This is a genomic window from Rossellomorea sp. SC111 (assembly GCF_024733565.1).
GTDB lineage: Bacteria > Bacillota > Bacilli > Bacillales > Bacillaceae_B > Rossellomorea.
In genome coordinates this window covers 90,331-114,608 of record NZ_JANIOC010000006.1, presented here as the reverse complement: position 1 = coordinate 114,608, position 24,278 = coordinate 90,331, and the positions used below count along the sequence as shown (strand labels likewise).

Annotated in this window: 23 protein-coding genes; all 23 read right to left on the bottom strand. The window is 43.3% G+C overall.

What is annotated here, in order from left to right:
- Nucleotides 1-6: 6 nt before the first annotated feature.
- On the bottom strand, nt 7-1,419 hold the full coding sequence (hslU, locus tag NQ095_RS09550; protein ID WP_258263381.1) for an ATP-dependent protease ATPase subunit HslU: 1,413 nt from the start codon (nt 1,417-1,419) through the stop codon (nt 7-9).
- A gap of 65 nt (nt 1,420-1,484) precedes the next feature.
- The gene (gene hslV, locus NQ095_RS09545; RefSeq protein WP_060669750.1) at nt 1,485-2,027 is read right to left on the bottom strand and encodes an ATP-dependent protease subunit HslV; all 543 of its coding nucleotides are present in this window, start codon (nt 2,025-2,027) and stop codon (nt 1,485-1,487) included.
- A 20-nt stretch (nt 2,028-2,047) separates the two neighbouring features.
- Nucleotides 2,048-2,947 (bottom strand): tyrosine recombinase XerC, encoded by a 900-nt coding sequence (gene xerC / locus NQ095_RS09540; protein ID WP_258263248.1) that lies wholly within the window; start codon nt 2,945-2,947, stop codon nt 2,048-2,050.
- Nucleotides 2,948-3,008: 61 nt separating this feature from the next.
- A complete protein-coding gene (gene trmFO / locus NQ095_RS09535) occupies nt 3,009-4,307 on the bottom strand; it encodes an FADH(2)-oxidizing methylenetetrahydrofolate--tRNA-(uracil(54)-C(5))-methyltransferase TrmFO (RefSeq protein WP_258263247.1) in 1,299 nt (432 codons plus the stop codon).
- 327 nt (nt 4,308-4,634) lie between these two features.
- Nucleotides 4,635-6,710, bottom strand: a complete 2,076-nt coding sequence (gene topA / locus NQ095_RS09530) for a type I DNA topoisomerase (RefSeq protein WP_258263246.1) — start codon at nt 6,708-6,710, stop codon at nt 4,635-4,637.
- A 299-nt stretch (nt 6,711-7,009) separates the two neighbouring features.
- Nucleotides 7,010-7,885 (bottom strand): DNA-processing protein DprA, encoded by an 876-nt coding sequence (gene dprA / locus NQ095_RS09525; RefSeq protein WP_258263245.1) that lies wholly within the window; start codon nt 7,883-7,885, stop codon nt 7,010-7,012.
- A 73-nt stretch (nt 7,886-7,958) separates the two neighbouring features.
- Nucleotides 7,959-8,861 carry a succinate--CoA ligase subunit alpha gene (gene sucD / locus NQ095_RS09520; RefSeq protein ID WP_098351794.1) on the bottom strand — a complete coding sequence of 301 codons (903 nt, stop codon included), beginning with the start codon at nt 8,859-8,861 and terminating at the stop codon, nt 7,959-7,961.
- Between the two features lie 16 nt (nt 8,862-8,877).
- The gene (gene sucC / locus NQ095_RS09515; RefSeq protein WP_258263244.1) at nt 8,878-10,038 is read right to left on the bottom strand and encodes an ADP-forming succinate--CoA ligase subunit beta; all 1,161 of its coding nucleotides are present in this window, start codon (nt 10,036-10,038) and stop codon (nt 8,878-8,880) included.
- A gap of 246 nt (nt 10,039-10,284) precedes the next feature.
- Nucleotides 10,285-10,566, bottom strand: coding sequence for an EscU/YscU/HrcU family type III secretion system export apparatus switch protein (locus NQ095_RS09510; RefSeq protein WP_258263243.1), 282 nt, complete (start codon nt 10,564-10,566; stop codon nt 10,285-10,287).
- Nucleotides 10,563-12,323, bottom strand: a complete 1,761-nt coding sequence (locus NQ095_RS09505) for a hypothetical protein (protein WP_258263242.1) — start codon at nt 12,321-12,323, stop codon at nt 10,563-10,565. Before NQ095_RS09505 ends, NQ095_RS09510 begins: the two co-directional genes overlap by 4 nt.
- A gap of 52 nt (nt 12,324-12,375) precedes the next feature.
- Nucleotides 12,376-13,158 (bottom strand): ribonuclease HII, encoded by a 783-nt coding sequence (locus NQ095_RS09500; RefSeq protein ID WP_258263241.1) that lies wholly within the window; start codon nt 13,156-13,158, stop codon nt 12,376-12,378.
- 89 nt (nt 13,159-13,247) lie between these two features.
- The gene (gene ylqF / locus NQ095_RS09495; RefSeq protein WP_258263240.1) at nt 13,248-14,114 is read right to left on the bottom strand and encodes a ribosome biogenesis GTPase YlqF; all 867 of its coding nucleotides are present in this window, start codon (nt 14,112-14,114) and stop codon (nt 13,248-13,250) included.
- Between the two features lie 27 nt (nt 14,115-14,141).
- Entirely contained in the window at nt 14,142-14,681 is a 540-nt protein-coding gene (lepB, locus tag NQ095_RS09490; protein ID WP_098440792.1) for a signal peptidase I, read from the bottom strand.
- A gap of 175 nt (nt 14,682-14,856) precedes the next feature.
- The gene (rplS, locus tag NQ095_RS09485; protein WP_032088854.1) at nt 14,857-15,201 is read right to left on the bottom strand and encodes a 50S ribosomal protein L19; all 345 of its coding nucleotides are present in this window, start codon (nt 15,199-15,201) and stop codon (nt 14,857-14,859) included.
- 137 nt (nt 15,202-15,338) lie between these two features.
- A complete protein-coding gene (gene trmD, locus NQ095_RS09480) occupies nt 15,339-16,073 on the bottom strand; it encodes a tRNA (guanosine(37)-N1)-methyltransferase TrmD (RefSeq protein WP_258263380.1) in 735 nt (244 codons plus the stop codon).
- Nucleotides 16,073-16,588 carry a ribosome maturation factor RimM gene (gene rimM / locus NQ095_RS09475; RefSeq protein ID WP_258263239.1) on the bottom strand — a complete coding sequence of 172 codons (516 nt, stop codon included), beginning with the start codon at nt 16,586-16,588 and terminating at the stop codon, nt 16,073-16,075. The genes trmD and rimM overlap by 1 nt, the downstream gene beginning before the upstream one ends.
- A 17-nt stretch (nt 16,589-16,605) precedes the next feature.
- Entirely contained in the window at nt 16,606-16,992 is a 387-nt protein-coding gene (locus tag NQ095_RS09470) for a YlqD family protein (RefSeq protein ID WP_258263238.1), read from the bottom strand.
- Nucleotides 16,993-17,220: 228 nt separating this feature from the next.
- Nucleotides 17,221-17,454, bottom strand: a complete 234-nt coding sequence (locus tag NQ095_RS09465) for a KH domain-containing protein (RefSeq protein WP_034755686.1) — start codon at nt 17,452-17,454, stop codon at nt 17,221-17,223.
- Nucleotides 17,455-17,466: 12 nt separating this feature from the next.
- The gene (rpsP, locus tag NQ095_RS09460) at nt 17,467-17,739 is read right to left on the bottom strand and encodes a 30S ribosomal protein S16 (protein ID WP_034755689.1); all 273 of its coding nucleotides are present in this window, start codon (nt 17,737-17,739) and stop codon (nt 17,467-17,469) included.
- Nucleotides 17,740-17,857: 118 nt separating this feature from the next.
- Nucleotides 17,858-19,201 carry a signal recognition particle protein gene (gene ffh / locus NQ095_RS09455; protein WP_034755693.1) on the bottom strand — a complete coding sequence of 448 codons (1,344 nt, stop codon included), beginning with the start codon at nt 19,199-19,201 and terminating at the stop codon, nt 17,858-17,860.
- Nucleotides 19,202-19,213: 12 nt separating this feature from the next.
- Complete coding sequence (locus NQ095_RS09450) at nt 19,214-19,525, bottom strand: putative DNA-binding protein (protein ID WP_375162830.1); 312 nt, start codon at nt 19,523-19,525, stop codon at nt 19,214-19,216.
- 183 nt (nt 19,526-19,708) lie between these two features.
- On the bottom strand, nt 19,709-20,695 hold the full coding sequence (gene ftsY, locus NQ095_RS09445) for a signal recognition particle-docking protein FtsY (protein ID WP_258263235.1): 987 nt from the start codon (nt 20,693-20,695) through the stop codon (nt 19,709-19,711).
- A 16-nt stretch (nt 20,696-20,711) separates the two neighbouring features.
- Nucleotides 20,712-24,278, bottom strand: a complete 3,567-nt coding sequence (gene smc / locus NQ095_RS09440) for a chromosome segregation protein SMC (protein WP_258263234.1) — start codon at nt 24,276-24,278, stop codon at nt 20,712-20,714.

Below are 24,278 nucleotides of genomic sequence, written 5' to 3'. Positions count from 1 at the left end.
GAAAACTTAAAGAATGAACTGACTCAAATCTTTATCTTTTGAAATGGCGCCGAGTTTATCATCCACATATTGCGGTGTGATCTTTACCGTATCCAGGGTGATATCAGGAGCTTCAAAGGATAGGTCTTCAAGTAGTTTTTCCATGATCGTATGAAGCCTTCTTGCACCGATATTATCGGTATTTTGATTTACATCATAGGCGATTTCAGCGAGTCTACGAATAGCATCGTCAGAAAATTCAATTTGTATACCTTCTGTTTCCATTAAAGCGATATATTGTTTAATGATGGCATTATCCGGTTCAATGAGGATTCGCACGAAGTCGTCCGTAGACAACTTCTGAAGTTCCACCCTGATTGGAAAACGTCCCTGCAATTCAGGGATAAGATCCGAAGGTTTACTCATGTGGAAGGCACCGGCAGCAATGAATAGGACATGATCCGTCTTCACTGATCCATATTTCGTGACAATGGTCGATCCTTCTACCACTGGAAGGATATCCCTTTGAACGCCTTCCCTGGATACATCTGCAGAAGACTGGCCAGAGCTTTTGCTGGCAATTTTATCGATTTCATCAATGAAGATGATCCCGGATTGCTCTGCACGAATGATTGCCTCCTGGGTTACTTCATCCATGTCAATCAGCTTTTGAGCTTCCTCATTTGTCAGCACCACTCTTGCTTCCTTCACCTTCAATTTACGCTTTTTCTTTTTCTTCGGCATGAAATTACTTAGGGCATCCTGCATATTCATCCCCATTTGTTCCATTCCTGAACCTTGCAGCATATCAAACATGGATGCTTGCTGCTCCTCGACTTCAATCGTGATGAATTCCTCTTCCAATTCACCATTTTCGAGTCTTTTTTCCATTCTTCTTCTTTGCTCTTGTAGTGAAATCTCTTCCTGCTTTTCTTCCTCTTCTTCAGATGTACCTTGTGCCCCGTTGCCGCCGAAGATCATTTCGAATGGATTCTTATAAGAAGAGGATTTCTTTTTGGACGGCACCACAAGCTCTACCAGACGGCGACTTGCATTCTCAGCTGCTCTTTCCCTGACACCGACCATTTTTTCTTCTTTCACCAGACGTACGGATGTCTCAACCAGATCTCTGACCATCGATTCCACATCACGTCCAACATAACCCACTTCCGTAAACTTGGTAGCCTCCACTTTCACAAATGGAGCACGGACCAATTTTGCGATCCTTCTGGCTATTTCCGTTTTACCGACACCGGTCGGCCCCATCATCAGGATATTCTTTGGAATCACTTCATCTTTCAATTCATCGGACAGGAGGCTTCGTCTATAACGATTTCTCAGCGCAACGGCAACCGCTCTCTTGGCGTCCTTTTGGCCGACAATATATTGATCCAATCGTTCAACTATTTGCCTCGGAGTTAAGTGATCAGTACTCTTCATCAAATGGCACACTCCTTACTTTCTATAGTGTGAGAGAATATCAATTCTTACCTGGACTTCCTGGTTTAAAGCTCTTCAACGATAATTTGGTTATTCGTATATACACATATATCGGCAGCGATTTGAAGGGAAGAACGGGCGATTTCCTTAGCAGTCAAGTGGTCTCCGGCATACTGCTTTAATGCCCTGCCGGCAGATAATGCGTAATTCCCACCGGATCCGATGGCCAGAATTCCATCATCCGGTTCAATCACTTCACCAGTACCTGAAATTAAAAGAAGGTGGCTTTCATCCATCACAATCAACATCGCTTCAAGCTTTCTAAGGACTTTATCGCTCCTCCATTGTTTCGCGAGCTCGACTGCTGCTCTTGGAAGATTCCCGTTGAACTCCTGAAGCTTCCCTTCAAACATTTCAGACAAAGTAAACGCATCGGCAACAGATCCCGCGAACCCAGCCAATACCTTACCATTAAAAAGCTTCCGTACCTTTTTTGCTGTATGCTTCATGACAACTGAATTACCGAATGTTACCTGCCCGTCACCGGACATCGCACACTTGCCATTATGCTGTACAGCAAATATAGTGGTTGCGTGGAATTGTTCCATTTCCTATACCTCCAACTCTTCTAAGCACGTGGGTGATGTGCTAAATACGTTTTTCGTAACTGATCCTTGGTTACATGGGTATACAGCTGTGTGGATGAAAGCTGAGCGTGTCCAAGAAGTTCCTGAACCGTCCTTAAATCGGCGCCATTATTCAATAAATGGGTTGCAAAGGTGTGACGCAACATATGGGGGTGTATCTTCCCCGTCAAAGATGCTCTCTCGATAATCTTATTTAAAATGAGACGGATGCCTCTTTGGGTTAATGCTCCACCACGATGGTTGACCAGCAATTGAGTATGGGAGACATCCTTCGCAAGCTTCGGCCGGGAATGTAATATGTATTGTTCTAGGGCATCATGTGCAAAGCTTCCAAATGGGACATACCTCTCTTTTTTCCCTTTTCCTTTTACCAGGAGTGTAGACATCCCAAGGTCCACGTCACCCAACTGTATATTCGTACACTCACTTACACGGATTCCCGTCGCATAAAGAAGTTCGAATATGGCCAGGTTACGCATCTCTAATGGGGTGTCCCCGTCACAAGCATCCAGCAATGCCTGTATTTCCTCCTCATAAAAAAAGGCAGGCAATCGCTGTTCCTTCTTCGGAAGATTAACAAACGAAAAGGGGTTATCGAGCAGTTGTTTTTCCCGATTTAAATAACGGTAAAAGCTTCTTATGCTTGAAACCTTCCTTGAGACGGAAGACCTCTTTAAACCTTGATCATGCAGCTTAGTTAAAAAGAGTCGTGCATCAGAATACTCGACATCTTTTAATGAACGTAAACCTTGTTCTTTCATAAATACGTAAAACTCTTCAATATCATGACGATATTGTTCAAATGTATGAACAGAATAATGTTTTTCTATTTGTAAATATTCAGTAAAGGAATGTAATTGTTCATCTAATTGCTTATTCATGTTTAACACCTCACAAGGGCTACTAAATAGTAACACAACGGGGGGGTCCTTGCAATGAATTTTACACTTTTTTCACAAAGTTCTGAATTGTTTCCAAGGCCCTGTTTGCATGTTCCTCATTGCGTTCCTTCTTCCCTTTTACCTTTTTGGGCAATTCAGGGAAAAGACCGAAATTGGCATTCATCGGCTGAAAGTTATGTTTATTCGCTGTAGTGATATATCTTGCCATACTTCCCATGGCCGTCTCATAAGGAAACACAACCGGCTCTTCTCCTACTGCAAGTTTGGCTGCATTGATTCCTGCAATCAATCCGCTTGCAGCAGATTCCACATATCCTTCCACCCCTGTCATTTGTCCCGCAAAAAACAGGTTCTCATGATTCTTTAACTGATACGTATCTTTCAGGACATTAGGTGAATTGATGAAGGTATTCCTGTGCATGACGCCGTATCGGACAATATCGGCATTCTGGAGTCCAGGAATCAATTGAAGAACCTCTTTCTGTGGCCCCCACTTTAAATGGGTCTGGAATCCAACAATATTATAAAGGGTCCCCGCTGCATCATCCTGCCTTAATTGTACAACAGCATACGGACGTTTACCTGTTTTAGGATCTTCAAGTCCAACTGGCTTAAGGGGGCCGAATAACATCGTCTTCTTCCCTCGTGAAGCCATAACCTCAATTGGCATGCAACCTTCAAAGAATACTTCTTTCTCAAATTCCTTCAACGGAACCGTCTCCGCGGAAATAAGGGCTTCATAGAATCGATTGAACTCAGCCTCGGTCATCGGGCAATTTAAGTATGCAGCTTCTCCTTTGTCATATCGGGACTTTAAATATACTTTGTCCATATCGATGGAATCCTTCTCTATGATCGGGGCAGCCGCGTCATAGAAGTATAGATGTTCTTCCCCTGTCAATCGTTTGATTTGTTTCGAAAGACCTTCACTCGTCAAGGGACCGGTAGCAACAATGGTGATCCCCTCAGGTAAATCCGTTACTTCCTCATTAAATACGGTCACATTCGGGTGGTTTTTCACTTTATCTGTGACAAGCGCTGCAAATTCATGGCGATCCACGGCGAGAGCACCTCCAGCCGGCACAGAGCAGGCATCCGCCGCTGACATGATGACTGAATCCAAACGTCTCATTTCTTCTTTTAATACTCCGACTGCATTTGTAAGTGTATTCGCTCTAAGTGAATTGCTGCACACCAGTTCTGCAAATTTATCTGTATGGTGGGCAGGGGTTTTAATGATGGGTCGCATTTCAAAAAGGTTGACCTTTATCCCCCTTTTTGCAATCTGCCATGCCGCTTCACTTCCTGCCAACCCTGCTCCAATAACATTTACTGACATCTGTCTTTAAACCTCCTACATTCCGAACGCTTTATCCAATGTGCATTGTACACCAAGGGACAATGATAAGAAAGATAATTGTATATTGAAAATATGTATCGTTTGTTACAAAGTTTAAGAGAAAATACAAAAGGGCTGACCCACTAGGTAATAGAGAAATCACCTGTTGGGACAGTCCCTCGTTCCATTGTATTCGTTCATTGTTCAACAATCAATCGTTTTTTATTGCCATTATGCATAATGATCGGTTGTTAAGGGGGTTAAAGAGTAGTCCCTGACAATACTTCACAATAGCGGTAACAGGGGATTGGAACTCCCATCCCAGTACTATTTCTGAGGTTCTTCTTTATAATCACAGTTCGTACATTGGATTTGATTACCCTTTTTAAGCTTCTTCTCCACGAGCAACTCCGAACATTTCGGACATTTCCGTTCAATCGGTTTATCCCATGATAAGAAATCACATTCGGGATACTGGTCACATCCGTAGAAAATACGCTTCTTCTTGCTTTTACGCTCAATGATATTCCCTTTTTCACATTTAGGGCATTTCACACCGATCTCTTTTACGATCGGCTTGGTATTACGACAATCAGGAAAATTGCTGCAGGCCATGAACTTACCGTATCGTCCCATTTTGAATACCATTGCGTGACCGCATTCTTCACAGTCTTCCCCGGCAGGTTCATCGCGGATTTCAATTTTCTCCATTTCATTTTCCGCTTTTTCCAGATGTTTTTCAAAATCCTGATAAAATCGGTCAATGATTCTTTCCCACTTCACGTTGCCATCCTCGATGTCATCCAGGCTCCGCTCCATGTTCGCTGTGAACTCGACATCGATGATATCGGGGAAGAATTCCCTCACTAACTCTAACACGATTTCTCCAAGCTCCGTCGGGATAAATCGCTTGTTATCCAGAGTAACGTATCCTCTCCTTTGAATCGTATCAAGGGTCGGAGCGTATGTGGACGGCCTTCCGATACCGAGTTCTTCCAATGTTTTCACAAGTCTTGCCTCGGTATATCTTGGCGGCGGCTGGGTGAAATGCTGATTCGGGTCAATGTTTTCACTTTTCACTTTATCTTTTTCTTCCAATGCAGGAAGGAAATTGTCTTTTTCTTCTTTCTGATCATCCGATCCCTCAACATATACCTTCATGAAGCCGGGGAATTTCACTTTCGAACCAGATGCCCTGAACATGACGGATCCATTTACGAGATCTACGCTCATCGTGTCCATGATCGCAGGTGCCATTTCACTTGCCACGAATCGTTCCCAGATCAATTTATAAAGGCGATATTGGTCTCTTGAAAGGAACTGTTTAACCGATGAAGGATCCCTTAAGGTACTGGTCGGCCGGACAGCTTCATGGGCATCCTGAGCTTTTTGTTGTTTTTTCTCTTTACGCTCAGACTGCTTGATAAAATCCTCGCCATATTTATTTACGATATATTCATTGGCCTCTTTCTGAGCTACTTCAGAAATCCGGGTGGAGTCCGTTCTCATATATGTGATAAATCCGACGGTTCCCTGTTTCCCCATTTCGATTCCTTCGTATAATTGCTGTGCAAGCATCATCGTCTTCTTTGCCCGGAAATTTAATTTACGCGCTGCTTCCTGTTGAAGGGAAGAAGTGGTGAAAGGAGGTGCGGGATTTCTCTTTCTTTCCTTCTTTGTGACTTTATTCACTTCGAAAGACTTCCCTTTCACCATACCGAGAACATCTTTCACTTCTTCTTCCGTCTTCAATTCCACCTTTTTACCGTCAATTCCATAAAAAGATGCCTGGAATGTATCATTTCCCTTGGTGAATTCTGCTTCGATGGACCAATACTCTTCAGGAGTGAAGGCTTTGATTTCATTTTCCCTGTCAATGATCAACCGGACTGCGACGGATTGGACCCGTCCTGCACTTAGTCCCTTTTTAACCTTTTTCCATAATAACGGGCTGATGTTGTATCCAACTAACCGGTCTAAAATTCTACGTGCCTGCTGAGCATCAACCAGGTCCATATTGATTGCACGGGGGTGCTTAAATGATTCTTTGATAGCATCCTTCGTGATTTCGTTGAATACGACCCGGCATTCCGAAGTGGTATCCATATCAAGGCTGTGAGCCAAGTGCCACGCAATCGCTTCCCCTTCTCTGTCGGGGTCGGCTGCCAGAAATATTCTTTTCACTTTTTTTGCAGCGGTTTTTAATTCTTTTAATACGGGACCTTTACCGCGTATGGTGATATACTTCGGTTCGAATTCATTCTCAACATCCACGCCCATCTGACTTTTTGGCAAGTCCCTGACGTGGCCCATTGAGGCCCTGACCTTATATTTCTTCCCTAAATAACGTTCAATCGTTTTCGCCTTAGCCGGCGATTCCACTATTACTAAATAATCTGCCATCCAATAAGCCTCCTTAAAGAGGAAATAATCACTGTTTTATAGCACCTTGGAATGTTCTTTAACAAGCACAAACGGAAACGTTTACACTTACATTCACATAGGTGTAAGATTGATTTCAGTGTAGAGAAGTACTGCTCTTATCTAGTTATTTCTCATATATACAGTTTTTGATACCTGTTGCAAAATGTATAACAGTTTTACCATAAATGCAACCATTTTGTATGAATTACATGTGATATTCACCCTTTTATGTTCAAAAAACCCCTTTATTAATAGATTTTACATCTTATTTTTGAAGTTTATACCCTGAGCTCTGAGAATATGTCTTCTACTGTCAGGACCATTTTGGCTCCTTCTTGTATAAGGGAGTTTGTTCCTTCTGCCAACGGATCGTGTAGGGACCCCGGTAAGCAAAGGACTTCCCTCCCTTCGTTCAATGCATAATCAGCCGTGATAAATGTACCGCTCTTTTTTCTGGCTTCTGTTACAAGGACCGCCTCACTGATACCGCTGATGATTCGATTTCTAAATGGAAAATGCCATTTTTCCGGTTTGATATAAGGGGGATATTCCGAAAGGAGAAGTTGGTGATCCATCATATGGTTGGCCAAGTCGACATTTTGTTTAGGATAAATATGTTGGAATCCTCCTCCCAGCACACCTATTGTTCTGCCGCCCGATCTTATCGCTTCTTTATGGGCGATCGTATCAGCCCCTTTTGCGAGTCCACTTACGATTACAACTTCATGTTTGACCAGCTCTGGAATCATCGTGTGAAGAACTTTCTCAGTGTATGAGGTGGCGTTTCTCGAACCTATCACAGCCAATTTTGGGGAGGCTTGGAGCAGTTTCCTGTCCCCTTTTAAAAAGAGGAGAAAAGGGGGATCATATACATTTTTCAACAAGGCGGGATATTCATCATCAAAAATGGTGATCCATTCTATGTTGTTCTCAGCATAGAGTTGCATATAGCGTTGTGAAGAAAAGGAATGGAGATCTTTATAGAAGGTTTCTGCATTCGGGGGAGTGGCATGGGTTATCTGCTGGAGCTTTGATAAAGGGAGTTCAAGGACAGCGTGAAGGTCCTGATAAGTTTCAAACAATCGTTTGGTTCCTTTTAAACCAATTCCCCGGCAGTGATGAATATGAAAAACTAGGTTACGATTTCCTTTCATTAAAAGCCTCCTAACTATCATTTGAATAGATAAAACTGAGACTGACAGCCAGGCCGTCAGTCTCAGTAAAAGATTAATGTGTTTTACATTTGTCGAGGATTCCCTCTTCTTTAAGAACCTTGATCAATGTTTCACCCATATCTGATGGAGTTGGCGCAACTTGAATTCCACATTCGTTCATAACGCGGATTTTCTCATCTGCCGTTCCTTTACCACCTGAAATAATCGCACCGGCATGGCCCATACGTTTCCCTGGAGGTGCAGTACGTCCACCGATGAATCCTACTACCGGCTTTGTCATATTAGCCTTGATCCACTCCGCTGCTTCTTCTTCTGCAGTACCGCCGATTTCACCGATCATGATCACAGCATACGTATCCTCATCTTCATTGAATGCTTTCAATACGTCGATGAAATCTGTACCGTTTACAGGGTCTCCACCGATACCGACTGCCGTTGACTGTCCGATTCCAGCTTGTGAAAGTTGGTGAACAGCTTCATACGTCAGTGTACCAGAACGGGAAACAACCCCCACGTGACCTTTTGTATGGATGTAACCAGGCATGATCCCGATCTTACATTCGTCAGGAGTGATGACTCCAGGACAGTTCGGTCCGACAAGGCGTGTTTTCTTGCCTTCCATATAACGCTTAACCTTCACCATATCCAATACAGGGATATGCTCTGTGATACAAATGGCCAGATCAAGCTCGGCATCGACCGCTTCCATGATTGCATCTGCTGCAAATGGAGCAGGAACATAAATGACGGATGCATTTACGCCAGTTGCTTTCTTTGCTTCTTCCACAGTATTGAAAACTGGTACGCCTTCAACCTCTGTTCCGCCTTTTCCAGGTGTAACACCTGCCACGATCTGTGTACCGTATTCAAGCATTTGCTTCGTATGGAAAAGAGCTGTTGATCCTGTGATTCCTTGTACAACAACCTTGGTATCTTTATTAATAAATACGCTCATTAGTCCCCCGCCTTTCTCAGCCTACTTGCTCAACGATTTTTTGTGCGCCGTCTGCCATGGATTCAGCTGCAATGATATTCAATCCTGATTGATTCAGGATTTCTTTACCTAAGTCTACATTCGTACCTTCAAGACGTACGACAAGAGGTACTTGAAGACCGATTTGCTTAGCTGCTTCTACAACACCCGTTGCGATGACATCACATTTCATGATTCCACCGAAGATATTGACGAAAATACCTTTTACGTTTTCATCAGAAAGGATGATTTTGAATGCTTCTGTTACCTTTTCAGCTGTGGCACCGCCCCCAACATCAAGGAAGTTAGCGGGATCTCCGCCATAATGCTTCACGATGTCCATCGTGGCCATGGCAAGACCAGCGCCATTTACCATGCAGCCGATATTTCCATCAAGGGAAATATAGCTCAGATCATATTTTGAAGCTTCGATTTCTTTCGCATCTTCTTCTTCAAGATCGCGTAATTCGATGACGTCTTTTTGACGGTATAATGCATTTGAATCGAAGTTGAACTTTGCATCAAGTGCCATTACATCTCCGTCACCTGTCACAACCAACGGGTTGATTTCGACAATCGAAGCATCCTTTTGGATGTACACATTGTAAAGACCCATCATGAACTTAGCTGCTTTCCCCACAAGTTTTTGAGGGATATTGATATTGAATGCAATACGTCTCGCCTGGAAACCTGTTAATCCAACAACTGGATCGATATACTCTTTAAAGATTTTTTCAGGTGTTTGTTCTGCTACTTCTTCGATTTCCGTTCCGCCTTCTTCAGAAGCCATCAGGACAACCTGGGAAGTTGCACGGTCGAGTACAAGACCTACATAATACTCTTTCTTGATATCACAGCCTTCTTCGATAAGTAAGCGCTTTACTTCCTTACCTTCAGGACCCGTTTGGTGAGTAACTAAAGTTTTTCCGATTAATTCCTCTGCATATGTACGCACTTCTTCAAGGCTCTTGGCGATTTTGACTCCGCCTGCCTTGCCCCGTCCACCTGCGTGGATTTGCGCCTTTACAACATATACGCTAGAATCTAACGTCTTCGCCGCTTCTACTGCCTCTTCAGCTGTAAAAGCCACTTTACCATTTGGTACGGATACCCCGTAATTTCTGAGGATTTCTTTACCTTGATATTCATGGATATTCATTTTCCATCCTCCTATCAAACTCTTCAAAAAATAGACTGCGCTTTCATTGTATAAAATGACAGTATATATGTCTACCATTATGCTAAAAATATTATATTAATTTAAAAATTCTGAACATATTTTGATAGAATTCATCCACATCACGCCATTTTAACAGGGAGAACCGCGTAAAAATTATTATACTCAAAAAATATATTTCACCTAACCACTCTATCTGCCTCAATCTTCACCGTGAGTTCCTTTTGTTTATTCTTTCCTGGATATGTCCCTGTCCAAACGGTAGATAAATGCAAACACTTCTGCTACGGCCCCGTATAATTCCTCCGGGATGGATTCACCAATATCCAGGTTGCCGAGCAGGGATAACAGGCTCTTATCCTCTTGAACAGGTACGCCATGCTCCATTGCTTTTGCCAGGATGTTTTCAGCGATCATCCCTTTTCCTTTTGCCACGACTTTTGGCGCTGATCCGTCCTGCTGATCATAACCCAGAGCAATGGCTTCTTTCCTCTCGTGCCTGCTTTTCATATCTTTACATCAACTCCGGAAAATGTTCGATTGGACGCGTCACCTAATATCTTTTCTGAGAGGTTTTCGTGTTTATCGGGTTTCTTCACCTTTACGGCGGATAGCTGATATCCCAATTTCTCGAGTCCTTTTTTCAGATCAGGAATGAGCGGTTGGGACAAAGCTTCTACTGCTGGATGGTCATTCCATACGGTCAGGGAAATGACACGGTGTTGAACCTGCATATCGATCAAGGTCTCATCCAATTCCTTCATATTCAGATAAAATAATACTCGGCAGTAGTCACCATCTATAACACCCTCTTCTTTCTCTTTTCCTGTCCATTGTAAGGTGATATCCGTATTTCGTCCAAACAAATACATCGGAAACTGTTGTACGATTGTAAGGAGGGGGGATGGATCTTGAGAGTGAAGAACTTGATGATTCATTCTCAGAACAATGTCATCGGCTAATTGACGAATGTCTGATGCCGGGTGGTGCTGGCTTAACCCGATAAGATGCTCCTTCAATGTCTGGCCCTGGATCTCATATCCTTTGTGGAACCGAGCTTCATAGTTGATTCCAAAGTCCCCGATCACCCTTTTTAATACTTTTGACAATTCATCTCCCCTGAGCTTTTCCGTCAAGTCCAATATCGTTTGGTGGTGAAGCATCTGAAAGATTTTTTCCTGATTGGATGAAGGGACACCTTTCCCCCATATCTGTTCAAGCCTGCTGAAGTTCATTTCCACAAGCTTTTCCTTCCCTGCTAATCCGACCAGCTGTTTTGCCGCTGCTTCTGGTGTCTCTTCTTTGCTTCCCTGCAGGCGGGTCTCAGTGCCAGATAGGATGTCCATCCATTTGTTGATAAGGGAGAAAGCTGACTTAATGGATTCATGGCCTGATCCATTTTTGCCAGCAACCTGGTCCCGGCCGTTTCCAACCCCTTCAGTCGACGCCTTAAATAGCTCCCCCTCCCCATCTGAAGTCACCCTATCATGGATCATACCCGCTAATCCTTCCTTCCATTGATTCATAACCGTTTCGTTCGGAATGAATCCCAGGGATTTTAGTAAATCAAAATGCCCCAAACGGTTTGCATAGGTTTGGGAAGAATCCGCTAAACCCGTCAAGGCTTTGATGACAAGATTTTCGGATATATTCCTTCTTAAAGGTTCCTGCAGTCTTCGAATGAATTGAAGAGTGCTTCCATCTCCTCCCGTTTCATTTAACTTCGAAGAAAGAGTATCCAGCATGGAAATAAAATCCCCCTTTTCACCGGCTTTCATCGAAAGGAATATCCTGTCTGTAAATGGCATGTTCCTCTTCGCCATTTCCATGATGATTTTTAAATGAAGAGAGGCCTCTTTCCCGGTAGCATACTTCCCCGCAAACAACAACATCTCTTTATGAATGGGTATCTTATCCTTCACAAGGTCCGTAACCAAAGAAGTCAATTCTTTCTCATCTGTCGAAATTGATAGGTGATGTAAGAGCTTAGAAGCCATACCCTCACCAGCTCCTTGGCGGGACGGGATCAATTGGAGGCTAATCCCTGTCCCTGTCTGCTTCACTTCCACCCATTGACGCTCTCCTGCTTTCAAAGGAGTTTCAAGCTTTGCCAAGAACCGCTGACCGTTTGCAGATACTTCTGCCAGATCATCACCCAACAACTTATGTACCCTTATATAGATAACCTTTCCATCCTGGACCGAAAATGGTTGTCCGCCAAGAGAGGACAGTGCCTGGTTCCTTGCAGTACCGTGAATGTGGGTCATTTCTCTCCCCCCTGTCCCTTGTTATTCATCTTCCAACTGTTGCTGAAAACGCTTATCCCTTTGTTTGCAGAAGCTCTTTTACCGGTGCGAAGCTTTTCCGGTGAAGAGGGGTTACTCCCAGTTTCCCAAGCCCATTTAAGTGGTCTTTTGTTCCATACCCTGCATTTTTCTCGAACGCATAACCGGGGTATTTTTCAGCATATTCTTTCATCATCCTGTCTCTCGTAACCTTTGCGATTATAGAAGCTGCAGCAATGGATATGCTTTTCGAATCTCCTTTGATAATGGACTGACTAGGGTATGGCGATTGAAGTTTCATTGCATCGATCAATAAGTAATCCGGCTGAACAGGCAGATGGATAATCGCGTCATTCATCGCTTTCTTCGTCGCTTGATAAATATTGATGGAATCAATCTCCTCCGCGTGGACCATTCCAACTCCAATTGAAATCGCATGATCTTGGATATATCCATAATACTCTTCTCTTTTTCCTTCTGAAAGTTTCTTGCTGTCATTCAATCCTGCTAAATAGAAGTCATGGGGAAGGATGACGGCTGCCGTTACGACCGGCCCGGCAAGGGGCCCTCTTCCCACCTCATCTATGCCGGCGATACGGGTAAATCCTTGAAGACGCAGCTCCTTCTCATATCTTGTAAGGTCTTGAAACTCCTTTTTCTCCTTAGCCTGCTTCATTCGTTCCCTTTCAAGCTGAAGCAGAAGTTTCTGAACCCCTTTCCTCTCATCCTGTTTCAATTCTTCCAAAATCGGATCCGACTCTGTCAGTGTCCCGATCAATTGTTTAATTTCACTGATCGTTCTATGTACTTTCGTCACGTAGGTTCCTCCTCGTATATATCGGATATCCCGCACAAAAATAAAGAGGCTGTGTCAAAGAGATTCATCCCTTAATACAGCCTCTGCCGCTATTCACTATCTTTTTCAGCTTCACCTATAAAATCAAATGTCATAGGTCCTAACTGAACATTCCGAATATCCCTGACTATGATTTCAGAAGTCTTGTCATAATTGACTTCTCCACCTGTCATCAGACAGCCTCTTTTAGCACCGATCGTATCAAAGCTATCCACAACCTCTTCGGATATCCCTTCGAGGCCATAACGCTCCTCTAATCGCTCTGGATAATGCTCTGCAAGAAAACGCAGGCCATAGACGGCAATATCCTGCAAATTCAGGATGGTATCTTTGATTGCTCCGGTTAATGCCAGTTTATAGCCTACCTTGGGATCCTCGAACTTCGGCCATAAAATGCCGGGGGTATCGAGTAACTCAAGCTCTTTTCCGACCTTTATCCATTGCTGGGCCTTCGTCACACCAGGTGTATTTCCTGTTTTGGCGATATTCTTCTTCGCCAGCCTGTTGATCAGCGTCGATTTACCTACATTCGGAATTCCAACAATCATCGCCCTGATGGCCCGGGGTCTCATTCCCCTAGACTTCATCCGGTCGAATTTATCTTTCAGGATTTCTTTAGCAGCCTGCACGATGACTTGAAGACCTTTGCCGGCCTGTGCATTTACCGCAAGTGCTGTGATTCCCTGCTCTTTGAAGTAGGCAATCCACTGATTGGTCCTGTTCGTGTCTGCCATGTCTGCTTTATTTAATAAAACAAGTCGTGGCTTTTGACCGATGATTTCTTCAATCATCGGGTTTCTGGATGATAACGGGATTCTTGCATCTACTAATTCAATCACTATGTCTACAAGTTTTAATTTCTCAGTAACTTGTCTACGAGCTTTAGCCATATGTCCCGGAAACCATTGTATCGTCATATGACCACCTCCAAACACTTTTTTCTATTATTTCACTAAACCGAAATCTTTAACAGGCCAATAGATCACTTTCGTGTCCCCGATTACTTCATCGGTCGAGACCGTCCCGATATGACGGCTGTCTTTACTGAATCGACGGTTATCCCCCATAACGAAGATTTCTCCATCTGGAACTGTTTCTTCACCGGTTATATCCTTTAATGAAAAATCTTCGGTCAAGACACCGCCGTTCAATTGATCTTTGTATTCCTTGAGATATGGTTCAGTATAGGCTTTCCCATTTATATATAATGTATCATTTTTATACTCTACCTTATCCCCCGGGAGGCCGATGACCCGTTTAATATAATCCTTTTGCTCGGGAGCATGGAAAACAACGATATCGAACCGCTCAGGCTCTCCCAGTTTACTTACAATCATGCGGTCACCATTATGTAAAGTAGGCATCATTGATAATCCGTCAACTACGATGGGGGCAAATAAAAAGAATCTGATAATAGCTGCTAACCCGACTGCAATTAACAGGGCCTTCATCCATTCCCACCACTCGTTTTTTTCTTTAACCACATCTCCACCACCCATGATTTTTTCTATCTTTTTCTATTCTACTAGAAATTCTTCTAATTCTCATTAAAAATTGGTGGTTTCCCGAAAATAGTCGATACCCGCTTTCTACTCCCTTGAACGAAAGGTTTTAGAAAAAGGAAAAGGAGCTTGTCTCCAAGCTCCTTTACTTACGTTCTTATCGAATTTCTTTAATACGAGCCGCTTTACCACGCAGATTACGCAGGTAATAAAGTTTCGCACGACGGACTTTACCGCGACGAATAACTTCTAATTTAGCGATTTTAGGTGTGTGTACTGGGAAAGTACGCTCAACACCTACACCGTAAGAAATTTTACGAACAGTAAATGTTTCGCTGATACCGCCACCGCGGCGTTTGATTACTACTCCTTCGTATACCTGAATACGTTCACGAGTACCCTCAACGATGTTAACGTGTACACGTACTGTATCACCAGGACGGAAAGATGGTAGATCAGAGCGAAGTTGTTCTTTCGTAATATCTTCGATTAATTTGTGCATCTTTTTCAACTCCTTCCAACAGATGCTCTTACAAAAGCAATTGATTGCAGCGGAACATCGGGATCAATGACTTCAGAAGCTAACTCCTGGAAACCACAAAGAATATAATACCATACAGGCATGCAGGATGCAATAGCCTATTTAGAGTTTCTCCATTCCTCTATCCACGCCTTTTGTCGATCTGTGAGTGGATAACTCTCCAATAAATCCGGTCTTCTCTCATAGGTCCTTTTCAGGCTCTCTTTCTCTCTCCATTCATCGATCAGACGATGGTTTCCTGAAATCAACTCTCCAGGTACCTTCATCCCTCTGAAATCCGCAGGACGGGTGTAATGAGGATGTTCTAAGAGACCTGAAGAGAACGAATCGAGTATGGGGGAATCCTCATTCCCAAGTACTCCCGGAAGCAGGCGGACAACACTATCTATAACCACCATCGCCCCGAGTTCCCCGCCGGTCAACACATAGTCACCAATGGAAATTTCGTCGGTTACCACGTGCTCTCTGATTCGTTCATCATAACCTTCATAATGACCGCAAATAAATACGAGATGATCTTCTTTCGAAAGCTCCTCAGCCTTTTGCTGGGTATATCGTTCTCCCTGCGGGCACATAAGGATGACCCGCGGCGTAGATTCTTCTTCTTTTCTCAAGGCATCGACTGCATCAAATATAGGCTGAGGCTTCAAAACCATTCCTGCCCCCCCGCCGTAAGGGTAATCATCTACCTGATTATGCTTGTTGTCAGCGTACTCACGGAAGTTAATGACATTGTACATGACGGCTCTTTTCTCATTGGCCTTTTTTAAGATGGAATCACCGAAGATCCCTTCGAACATACCAGGGAATAAAGAGAGGACATCAATTCTCATCATGATAAGAGCCCTTCCATCGGCTCAATGGTAATAAGCTGCCCTTCAACATCGACAGTTTTCACGATATCCTCTATGTATGGGATGAGGTACTCTTTCCCCCGCTCACCCTTTACTACCCATACATCGTTCGCCCCCGGGCTTAAAATCTCTTTGACGGTACCCAGCTCTTCCCCTGCGGTCGTCACAACCTTACAGCCGACGATTTCATGGAGATAGTATTCCCCTTCGTCAAGTTCCTGCAGCTGGTCTTCCTGGACCTTCAGGATACCTTCTTTAAACTTCTCGACCTCATTGATATTTTCATATCCTTCAAATGTAAGCAAATCAAAACTTTTATGATTTCTGTGAGATGTGATCACGAGACCGAGGGGTTCCTGGCCATTCCGGAACAAATAGAGAGTGTTCCCTTTCTGATAACGTTCTTCAGGGAAATCTGTCGTCGATACGACCTTCACTTCCCCCTTAACTCCATGAGTGTTGACAATCTTTCCTACATTAAACCACTTTTCCATCGCTTTCACCTCTTGCATTAACGTATTTCTTTCACTATACCGTCTTCTATTACAATCGTCTTTGAAAGGGTTTCTTCCTCCCAATTGTCACCAACTTGAATGTCCATCATACCCTGGACTTCCTTTTCTTTTAGCTCGCTACCAATCGGGAGGATATTCAGCTGTTCCATCTGAAATTCCAACAGCTTGATTTTTTCTGCCCTTTCATTCAATTCTCTTTCAAAATGCTGATTTAATTTATGAGTGGGGTATTTCTTGCCACGTTCGATTTTTTTCATTTCGAATTGAAGCTGATCACTTTCTTTTTTCAAATGAAACGTTTGATTTTCATAGCGTTTCATTAACAGGTCCTTACTCTTTTCTGTGAGGACTTGTTTAATTGTTATCGTATGTATCACGTTCAACGTCTTTCTCCTCCTTCTATTCACCCCTCACTGAAGTCATGACCCTAGGGTGTTCTTAGGGGAGAAACGGCTATTATGCGGGCATAGAACCCATCTGATGCTAGTATACCATTGTATGTCCATCAACCCTATGAAAAAGGAGACTGACGTCATAAGGCTAAGTAGTAACCTTTGTGGGTCAGTCCCCTGATTCTTAGAGCTTGTTGTAATGAGCTTAAGGAAGCTTTCTTACTCCACTATCTCTAAAAAGATTTTCTTCTGTTGTGAAGATCCTGCTGCAGCGTATACCACAGTTCGAATCGATTTAGCTACTCGCCCCTGTTTCCCAATGACCTTACCCATATCCTCGGGATGAACGGATAACTTATAAGTTAAACCGTTCGTTCCTTCATCCAAGTCGACGCGGACAGAGTCCGGATGGTCAACCAGGGGTTTCACAATCGTTAGAATAAGATCTTTCATCGATCTAATCGATTACTTGCTGTTTTTAGCATTGTGGAATTTTTCCATAATGCCTTGGTTTGAGAATAGGTTACGAACTGTGTCAGATGGCTTAGCACCATTTGATAACCATTTAAGAGCTAACTCTTCATCGATTTTCACTTCAGCTGGTTTAGCAACCGGGTTGTAAGTTCCAACTGTTTCGATTTGACGTCCATCACGTGGTGAACGAGAATCTGCAACTACGATACGATAGAAAGGAGATTTTTTTGCTCCCATACGTTTTAATCTGATTTTTACTGCCATAATTAAAGCACCTCCGAATAGTTTCACACAAGTTAGTATAATATCAAATGTGTATTTTGTTTGTAAAGTGTTTTTTCTTAACAGTTCAATTTTTTTTGTGAAAAATCGAACGAATTGCTTACATAAATGGGAATTTCATCCCTTTTTTCTTACCTTTTCCTTGCATCCCGCTCATCTGTTTCATCATTTTCTTCATGTCCTCGAATTGTTTCAGAAGGCGGTTCACCTCTTGAATGGATGTCCCGCTCCCTTTTGCAATCCGTTTACGACGGGAAGCATTGATCGTTTCAGGATGGGTTTTTTCATCACCGGTCATGGATTGGATGATGGCCTCAACATGACTGATCTGTTTGTCATCGACTTGAATCTTGTCCAGACCCTTCATCTTGTTTGCTCCAGGCATCATTTTGAGAAGTTCATCCAGTGGACCCATCTGCCTCACTTGACCTAGTTGATCAAGGAAATCATCAAATGTGAAAGACATTGTGCGCATTTTTTGTTCCAGTTCTTTGGCCTTCTCTTCATCCACATTAGCCTGCGCCTTTTCAATGAGGGATAATACATCTCCCATACCGAGAATCCGTGATGCCATACGCTCAGGATGGAAGGCTTCCAAGGCATCCATCTTCTCACCCATACCGACAAATTTAATAGGCTTTTCAGTGACGGAACGGATGGATAACGCTGCACCACCACGGGTATCACCATCGAGTTTTGTCAGGACAACACCCGATATGCCAAGAGCATCATTGAAGCTTTGAGCGACATTTACTGCATCTTGACCAGTCATGGCATCCACCACGAGGAAAATCTCGTCCGGATTGGAGAGTTCTTTGATTTCTTTCAGCTCTCCCATCAGGTTTTCATCAATGTGAAGTCGACCTGCCGTATCAATCAGAACATAATCGTGATGTTCTTCTTTTGCCTTTTCTATGGCTTTTTTCGCAATTTCAACCGGACTTACCTGATCCCCGAGGGAAAACACAGGAAGGCTTAATTGCTTCCCGATGGTTTCCAACTGCTTGATGGCAGCGGGACGATAAATATCAGCAGCCACCAACAGCGGTTTGCGGTTATGTTTCTTTCGAAGCAGGTTCGCAAGCTTACCAGTGGTCGTCGTTTTACCTGCACCTTGTAAACCGACCATCATTATGACTGTCGGTGGACGTTTAGCGACGGCAATCTGACTTTGTTCGCCACCCATCAAGTTTGTAAGCTCTTCCTGAACAACTTTAATGACCTGTTGACCCGGTGTAAGGCTCTTCATGACTTCTTGTCCGACAGCCCGTTCACTTACTTTCTTGACGAATTGCTTCACCACTTTAAAATTAACGTCTGCTTCTAAAAGAGCAAGACGAACTTCACGCATCATTTCTTTAACATCCGCTTCTGAGATCTTTCCTTTTCCACGGATTTTTTGTATTGTACCTTGCAGTCGGTCGGCTAATCCTTCAAATGCCATTCATGCCGCCTCCTAATCCAATATTTCAAGATCATCAATGAGTTTTAAACAATGAGAAGAATCGATTGATGGCTCTTCTATTTTTTGTCTGAGTTGGTCAAGAATCTCGTTGCGTTCTTGGAATTTTTTAAATAATAAAAGCTTTTCTTCGTACTCCTCGATCATGGCCTCTGTCCGCTTAATGTTATCGTACACTGCCTGACGGCTAATATTATATTCCTCAGCGATTTCACCTAAGGAGAAATCATCCAGATAATAAAGGGACATATAGCTTCTTTGTTTAGGAGTTAACAAAGATTGATAAAAATCGTAGAGATAATTCATTCTGGTCGTTTTCTCCAGCACGTATATCCCTCCTTGTTAAGTGAAAAACCTTTACATATGAAGAATACAGTGTTTACGGGCGATTGTCAAGGATACTTATGGACTTTTCATAGAGAAAAGTAGAGCTGCCTGCCGGGATTATATGATGTAGTCTTTAAAGCAGGCTGCCCTATGGATCATGATTTATTCTTCTTCATCAACGAGGGTTGAGAACAAGCCATATACATACTTTTCAGCATCGAACGGTTGAAGGTCATCCATTTTTTCTCCCAGACCCACATATTTTACAGGAATCTCGAGCTCGTTCCTGATCGCAAGGACAATCCCTCCTTTAGCAGTCCCATCCAGCTTCGTCAGGACAATTCCTGAGACGTTTGTTGCTTCTTTAAAGGTTTTCGCCTGTACCATGGCATTTTGCCCTGTTGTTGCGTCAAGAACGAGTAATACTTCGTGAGGGGCTCCTGGAATTTCCCTTTCAATCACCCGTTTTACCTTTTCAAGCTCTTTCATCAAATTCACTTTGTTTTGCAATCTTCCTGCCGTATCACAAATAAGTATGTCTGCTTTTTTCGCTTTGGCAGATTGGACGGCATCAAACATAACAGCTGCAGGATCGCTTCCCGCCGCCTGTTTGATGACCGGAACCCCTACCCGTTCACCCCATACTTCAAGCTGCTCGATGGCTCCTGCCCGGAAGGTGTCCCCTGCTGCAAGAACAACATTTTTGCCCTGTTCCTTGAACATATGAGCCATTTTTCCGATGGTCGTCGTCTTCCCTACCCCATTTACACCGACAAATAGTAAAACCGTCAGTTGGTCGTCTTGAATATTCAGGCTGCTGTCCTCATCGCGATCACCCTGGTAGATTTCTACGAGCTTCTCTGAGATGACAGATTGAACATCTTCCGTGTCTTGAATATTCTTTCGCTTCACTTCAAGCTTTAATTCGTCAATAAGCTCCATGACTGTATCAAAGCCGACATCCGCTCCAATCAGGATTTCTTCCAGCTCTTCAAAGAAGTCTTCATCGACTTTGCGGTATCTGGCCACCAGGTCATTCATCTTTGTAGTGAAATTGTTCCTTGTTTTACTTAACCCATCTTTAAATTTCTCTGTAACATTATCACTGGACTGTGTAAATTTATCTTTAAGCTTCTTAAAAAAACTCACTTTCCCACACCCTTATTTAAGTTTCAAGTAGTTGCTTCGTCTCCTGTAGTCTGACTGATACCAGTTTAGACACTCCGGATTCCTGCATCGTTACCCCATACAGTACATGGGCTTCTTCCATGGTACCTTTACGATGAGTGATGACGATGAATTGTGTTTCATCACTGAATTTCTTTAAATATTGACTGAATCTCTGCACATTCGCTTCGTCCAGGGCCGCTTCCACTTCATCGAGTATGCAGAATGGGACAGGGCGGATCTTCAGAATCGAAAACAGCAGGGCAATGGCCGTCAAAGCCCTTTCCCCACCCGACATCAGCCCCAGGTTCTGAAGCTTTTTCCCGGGCGGCTGGGCTACTATATCCACACCGGTGTTAAGGAGATCAGACGGATCGGTAAGCTTCAACTCTGCTCTACCGCCGCCAAATAAGGCTTTGAATACACCTTCAAATTCCTCTTGTATGCTCGTGAAGGTTTGATCAAAACGTTTGATCATTTCGGTGTCCATTTCATTAATGACCAGGTACAGAGTGTCCTTCGCTTCCGTCAGATCATTCTTCTGATCAACTAAAAATTCGTATCTTTCCTTCACTCGTTCGTATTCATCAATCGCACCCAGATTGACGGTCCCAAGCTCTTCCAATGCTAATTTCACAAGTTTCACTTTTTTCCTTGCTTCTTCCACTTCAATTGAAAGAGGGTAGTCCTGCTTTGCTGCTTCAAACGAAAGCATATATTCATCCCTCAAATGATCAAGACGGTTCTCGAGTTCTACATCAAGACGATTGATTTTCACTTCCTCATCCCTTAGGGCACCAACCAATCCTTTATGCAGACGCTTCAACTCTTTAAGCTCCAGTTCCTCGTCATCGACTGTATGTTGAAGGTTGGAGCGCTCGTCCCTGCGAACAGCAATCAACTTGGACGTTTCTTCCTTTTGCAAGGCACACTCTTCTGCTTTTATTCCAAGCTTCTCTTCACCCGAGAAGTTATCCTTCATTTCTGTCTGCAACCATTCCAGGTCATCCTGGAGACTTATCTTTCGCCTGTTTGTCTCAGCCATCGTATCCTGCACCCGGTTCAATTGCTGTCGGCTGTTCACCAGCTGTTCATTCCGTGCAGCGAGATTCGCTTTAATGTCACTGATTTCATTCAACAAAGCGTCTTTGGACGTTCGTTCACTATTTTTCTGAAGAGTCAGCTCATTAATCTTTTGATCAAGCTGTGTAACCTCTTCCCCTATCTCCTTGAGTGAAGCTTCCAATTCTTTCGTTCTGGAATCATGTTTTTCTTTGATTGTTGTAAAATCCTTTTTCTCCAGGTCATACAAGGACAGCCTTTCATCCAGATTTTGCTGGGAAAGTTCAATTTCTCGAAGTTGGGAGAAGAGTTCTTGTTCTTTGAAACGCAAGCTCTCCCCCTTCACTCTCATTTCTTCCAGCTTCTTCTCACGAAAACCGCTTTCTTCTTTAAGCGCTTTTACTTGAGATTGAAGCTGTTCTGTCTGAGTTTCCATACTGGAAAGCTTTTCTTTCATCTCTTCCAGTTCCCCTTTTCTTGAAAGAAGGGAATTTTTCTTCTGTTTCACAGTACCTCCGGACATGGATCCCCCGGGATTGACAACGTCCCCATCCAGCGTAACGAGTCGATAACGATATTGAACAAGCTTCGCAATTTCGTTTGCACCCTTTAGATCCCTTGCGATGATGACATTGCCCACTAGGCTTGACATCACCATTTGAAAGCGTTCATCAAAATGTAACAGATCAGCTCCCACACCTACAAAGGAAGGATGCCCTTTCAGCATATTCTTTTGGCTTTCGGGTATCGATTTCCCTTTGATCACGTTCATCGGCAAGAATGTGGCCCGGCCATATTGATGTTTCTTCAAAAAGGCAATGGCTTTACGGCCGTCTTCTTCTGTATCGACTACAATATGCTGCATCGATGCAGCCAGGGCCGTTTCCATAGCCGTTTCATATGATTTAGGAACCGTAATAAGCTCCGCTACCGCCCCTTGAATGCCGGTTAATTGACCCGAACGTTCTTTAAGGACTTCTTTTACCCCCTGGAAGAAACCTGAATAGTCTTCTTCCATTTCTTCGAGCATTTCTTTCCTGGACTTCGCTTGTTGCAGGAATTGAAATGCCTGATAAAGTGTTTTTTCCTGCTTTTCATATTTGGCTTTCACGGATTCAAGCTTTTTTTGTTCCTCGCGATACAAGAAGAGATGCTCATCGATCTGTTCTTTTTGCACCTGAAGTTCTTTCGATCGTTCCTTGTGACGCAAATGTAATTCTTCACGTTGAGAGACGTATTTTTCATTTTCCGCTTCTAATCGACCGCTGCGACTGGATTGCTGTTCAAGCTGCTGTTTAAGATACTGAATTTCATTTTTTGCAGAAGCCTGTTGATTTAGCTTTTCAATGTAATCACTTTTATATGATTCAATGACTTCTTCAATATTTTCGTTATAGTGCTTGAATTGATTCTGTTTCGTGACAAGGAGTTCTTTTAACCCGGCCACCTCAGAATCGATCCGCTTGAAGTCGCGTTTTGCTTTTTCTTTTTCAGAAACTAAACGTTGAATTTGATTTTCAGCTTCTTCGATGGATTGCTTCAGCTGTGATTCATTGGTGGACGAATTTTTCTTCCGCTCTACCAGCACTTGTTTTCTACCCTCAAGTTTCTCTAATTCTTCACTTGTGGAAAGGAGCACTTCCTGCAGGCTTGAAATCGACTCATCGAGAGCCGCTATTTTATCCCTTGTTTGTGTCAGGAGGGCTTCTTTCTTCTGAATGCGGGAGGAAAGGACCAATTCTTCTTGTCCATGCTGTTCGAATTCTCCACTCAGCTTTTCCCACTGCTTATGTAAATCTTCTATATCATAGACAGTCAAGGCAACTTCGAACTTCTCAAGCTCCTCTTTCTTCTCCAGATAATCACGTGCCATGGAAGCCTGAAGCTTCAGTGGTTCCACTTGTCCTTCCAATTCATGAAGGATATCATTCACACGATTAAGATTTTCTTGTGTTTCAAATAACTTATTTTCAGCTTTTTTCTTCCGTGATTTATACTTCAACACCCCGGCAGCCTCTTCGAAGATGGTTCTTCTTTCTTCCGGCTTACTGTTCAGGATTTCTTCCACTTTGCCCTGACTGATAATCGAGAAAGCTTCTTTTCCTAACCCTGAATCCATGAACAGTTCGATGATATCCTTTAACCTGCATGGCTGTTTATTCAGTAAATATTCACTATCTCCCGAACGGTAGACTCTTCTTGTGACACTGACCTCACTATAATCGATGGGCAGTGCGCCGTCTTCGTTATCTAAAACCAGGGTCACTTCCGCTATATTGAGAGCTTTCCTGGAATCACTTCCGGCAAAAATGACGTCTTCCATTTTCGACCCGCGCAGGCTTTTTGCTGATTGTTCACCAAGGACCCACCTGATTGCGTCTATAATATTGCTTTTCCCGCTGCCGTTCGGTCCTACGACAGCGGTGACACCCGGGACAAACTCCACGGATATTCTTTCTGCAAAAGATTTAAACCCCATTACTTCTAGTTGTTTGAGGAACAT

Excerpts from the sequence above, each read along its gene's own strand:
- hslU (WP_258263381.1), bottom strand. The coding sequence starts at position 1,419 with ATGAAGAGTACTGATCACTTAACTCCGAGGCAAATAGTTGAACGATTG.
- hslV (WP_060669750.1), bottom strand. The coding sequence starts at position 2,027 with ATGGAACAATTCCACGCAACCACTATATTTGCTGTACAGCATAATGGC.
- xerC (WP_258263248.1), bottom strand. The coding sequence starts at position 2,947 with ATGAATAAGCAATTAGATGAACAATTACATTCCTTTACTGAATATTTA.
- trmFO (WP_258263247.1), bottom strand. The coding sequence starts at position 4,307 with ATGTCAGTAAATGTTATTGGAGCAGGGTTGGCAGGAAGTGAAGCGGCA.
- topA (WP_258263246.1), bottom strand. The coding sequence starts at position 6,710 with ATGGCAGATTATTTAGTAATAGTGGAATCGCCGGCTAAGGCGAAAACG.
- dprA (WP_258263245.1), bottom strand. The coding sequence starts at position 7,885 with ATGAAAGGAAATCGTAACCTAGTTTTTCATATTCATCACTGCCGGGGA.
- sucD (WP_098351794.1), bottom strand. The coding sequence starts at position 8,861 with ATGAGCGTATTTATTAATAAAGATACCAAGGTTGTTGTACAAGGAATC.
- sucC (WP_258263244.1), bottom strand. The coding sequence starts at position 10,038 with ATGAATATCCATGAATATCAAGGTAAAGAAATCCTCAGAAATTACGGG.
- NQ095_RS09510 (WP_258263243.1), bottom strand. The coding sequence starts at position 10,566 with ATGAAAAGCAGGCACGAGAGGAAAGAAGCCATTGCTCTGGGTTATGAT.
- NQ095_RS09505 (WP_258263242.1), bottom strand. The coding sequence starts at position 12,323 with ATGACCCACATTCACGGTACTGCAAGGAACCAGGCACTGTCCTCTCTT.
- ylqF (WP_258263240.1), bottom strand. The coding sequence starts at position 14,114 with ATGACGATACAATGGTTTCCGGGACATATGGCTAAAGCTCGTAGACAA.
- rplS (WP_032088854.1), bottom strand. The coding sequence starts at position 15,201 with ATGCACAAATTAATCGAAGATATTACGAAAGAACAACTTCGCTCTGAT.
- trmD (WP_258263380.1), bottom strand. The coding sequence starts at position 16,073 with ATGAGAATTGATGTCCTCTCTTTATTCCCTGGTATGTTCGAAGGGATC.
- rimM (WP_258263239.1), bottom strand. The coding sequence starts at position 16,588 with ATGGAAAAGTGGTTTAATGTAGGAAAGATTGTCAACACTCATGGAGTT.
- NQ095_RS09465 (WP_034755686.1), bottom strand. The coding sequence starts at position 17,454 with ATGAAAGATCTTATTCTAACGATTGTGAAACCCCTGGTTGACCATCCG.
- rpsP (WP_034755689.1), bottom strand. The coding sequence starts at position 17,739 with ATGGCAGTAAAAATCAGATTAAAACGTATGGGAGCAAAAAAATCTCCT.
- ffh (WP_034755693.1), bottom strand. The coding sequence starts at position 19,201 with ATGGCATTTGAAGGATTAGCCGACCGACTGCAAGGTACAATACAAAAA.
- NQ095_RS09450 (WP_375162830.1), bottom strand. The coding sequence starts at position 19,525 with ATGAATTATCTCTACGATTTTTATCAATCTTTGTTAACTCCTAAACAA.
- smc (WP_258263234.1), bottom strand. The coding sequence starts at position 24,278 with ATGTTCCTCAAACAACTAGAAGTAATGGGGTTTAAATCTTTTGCAGAA.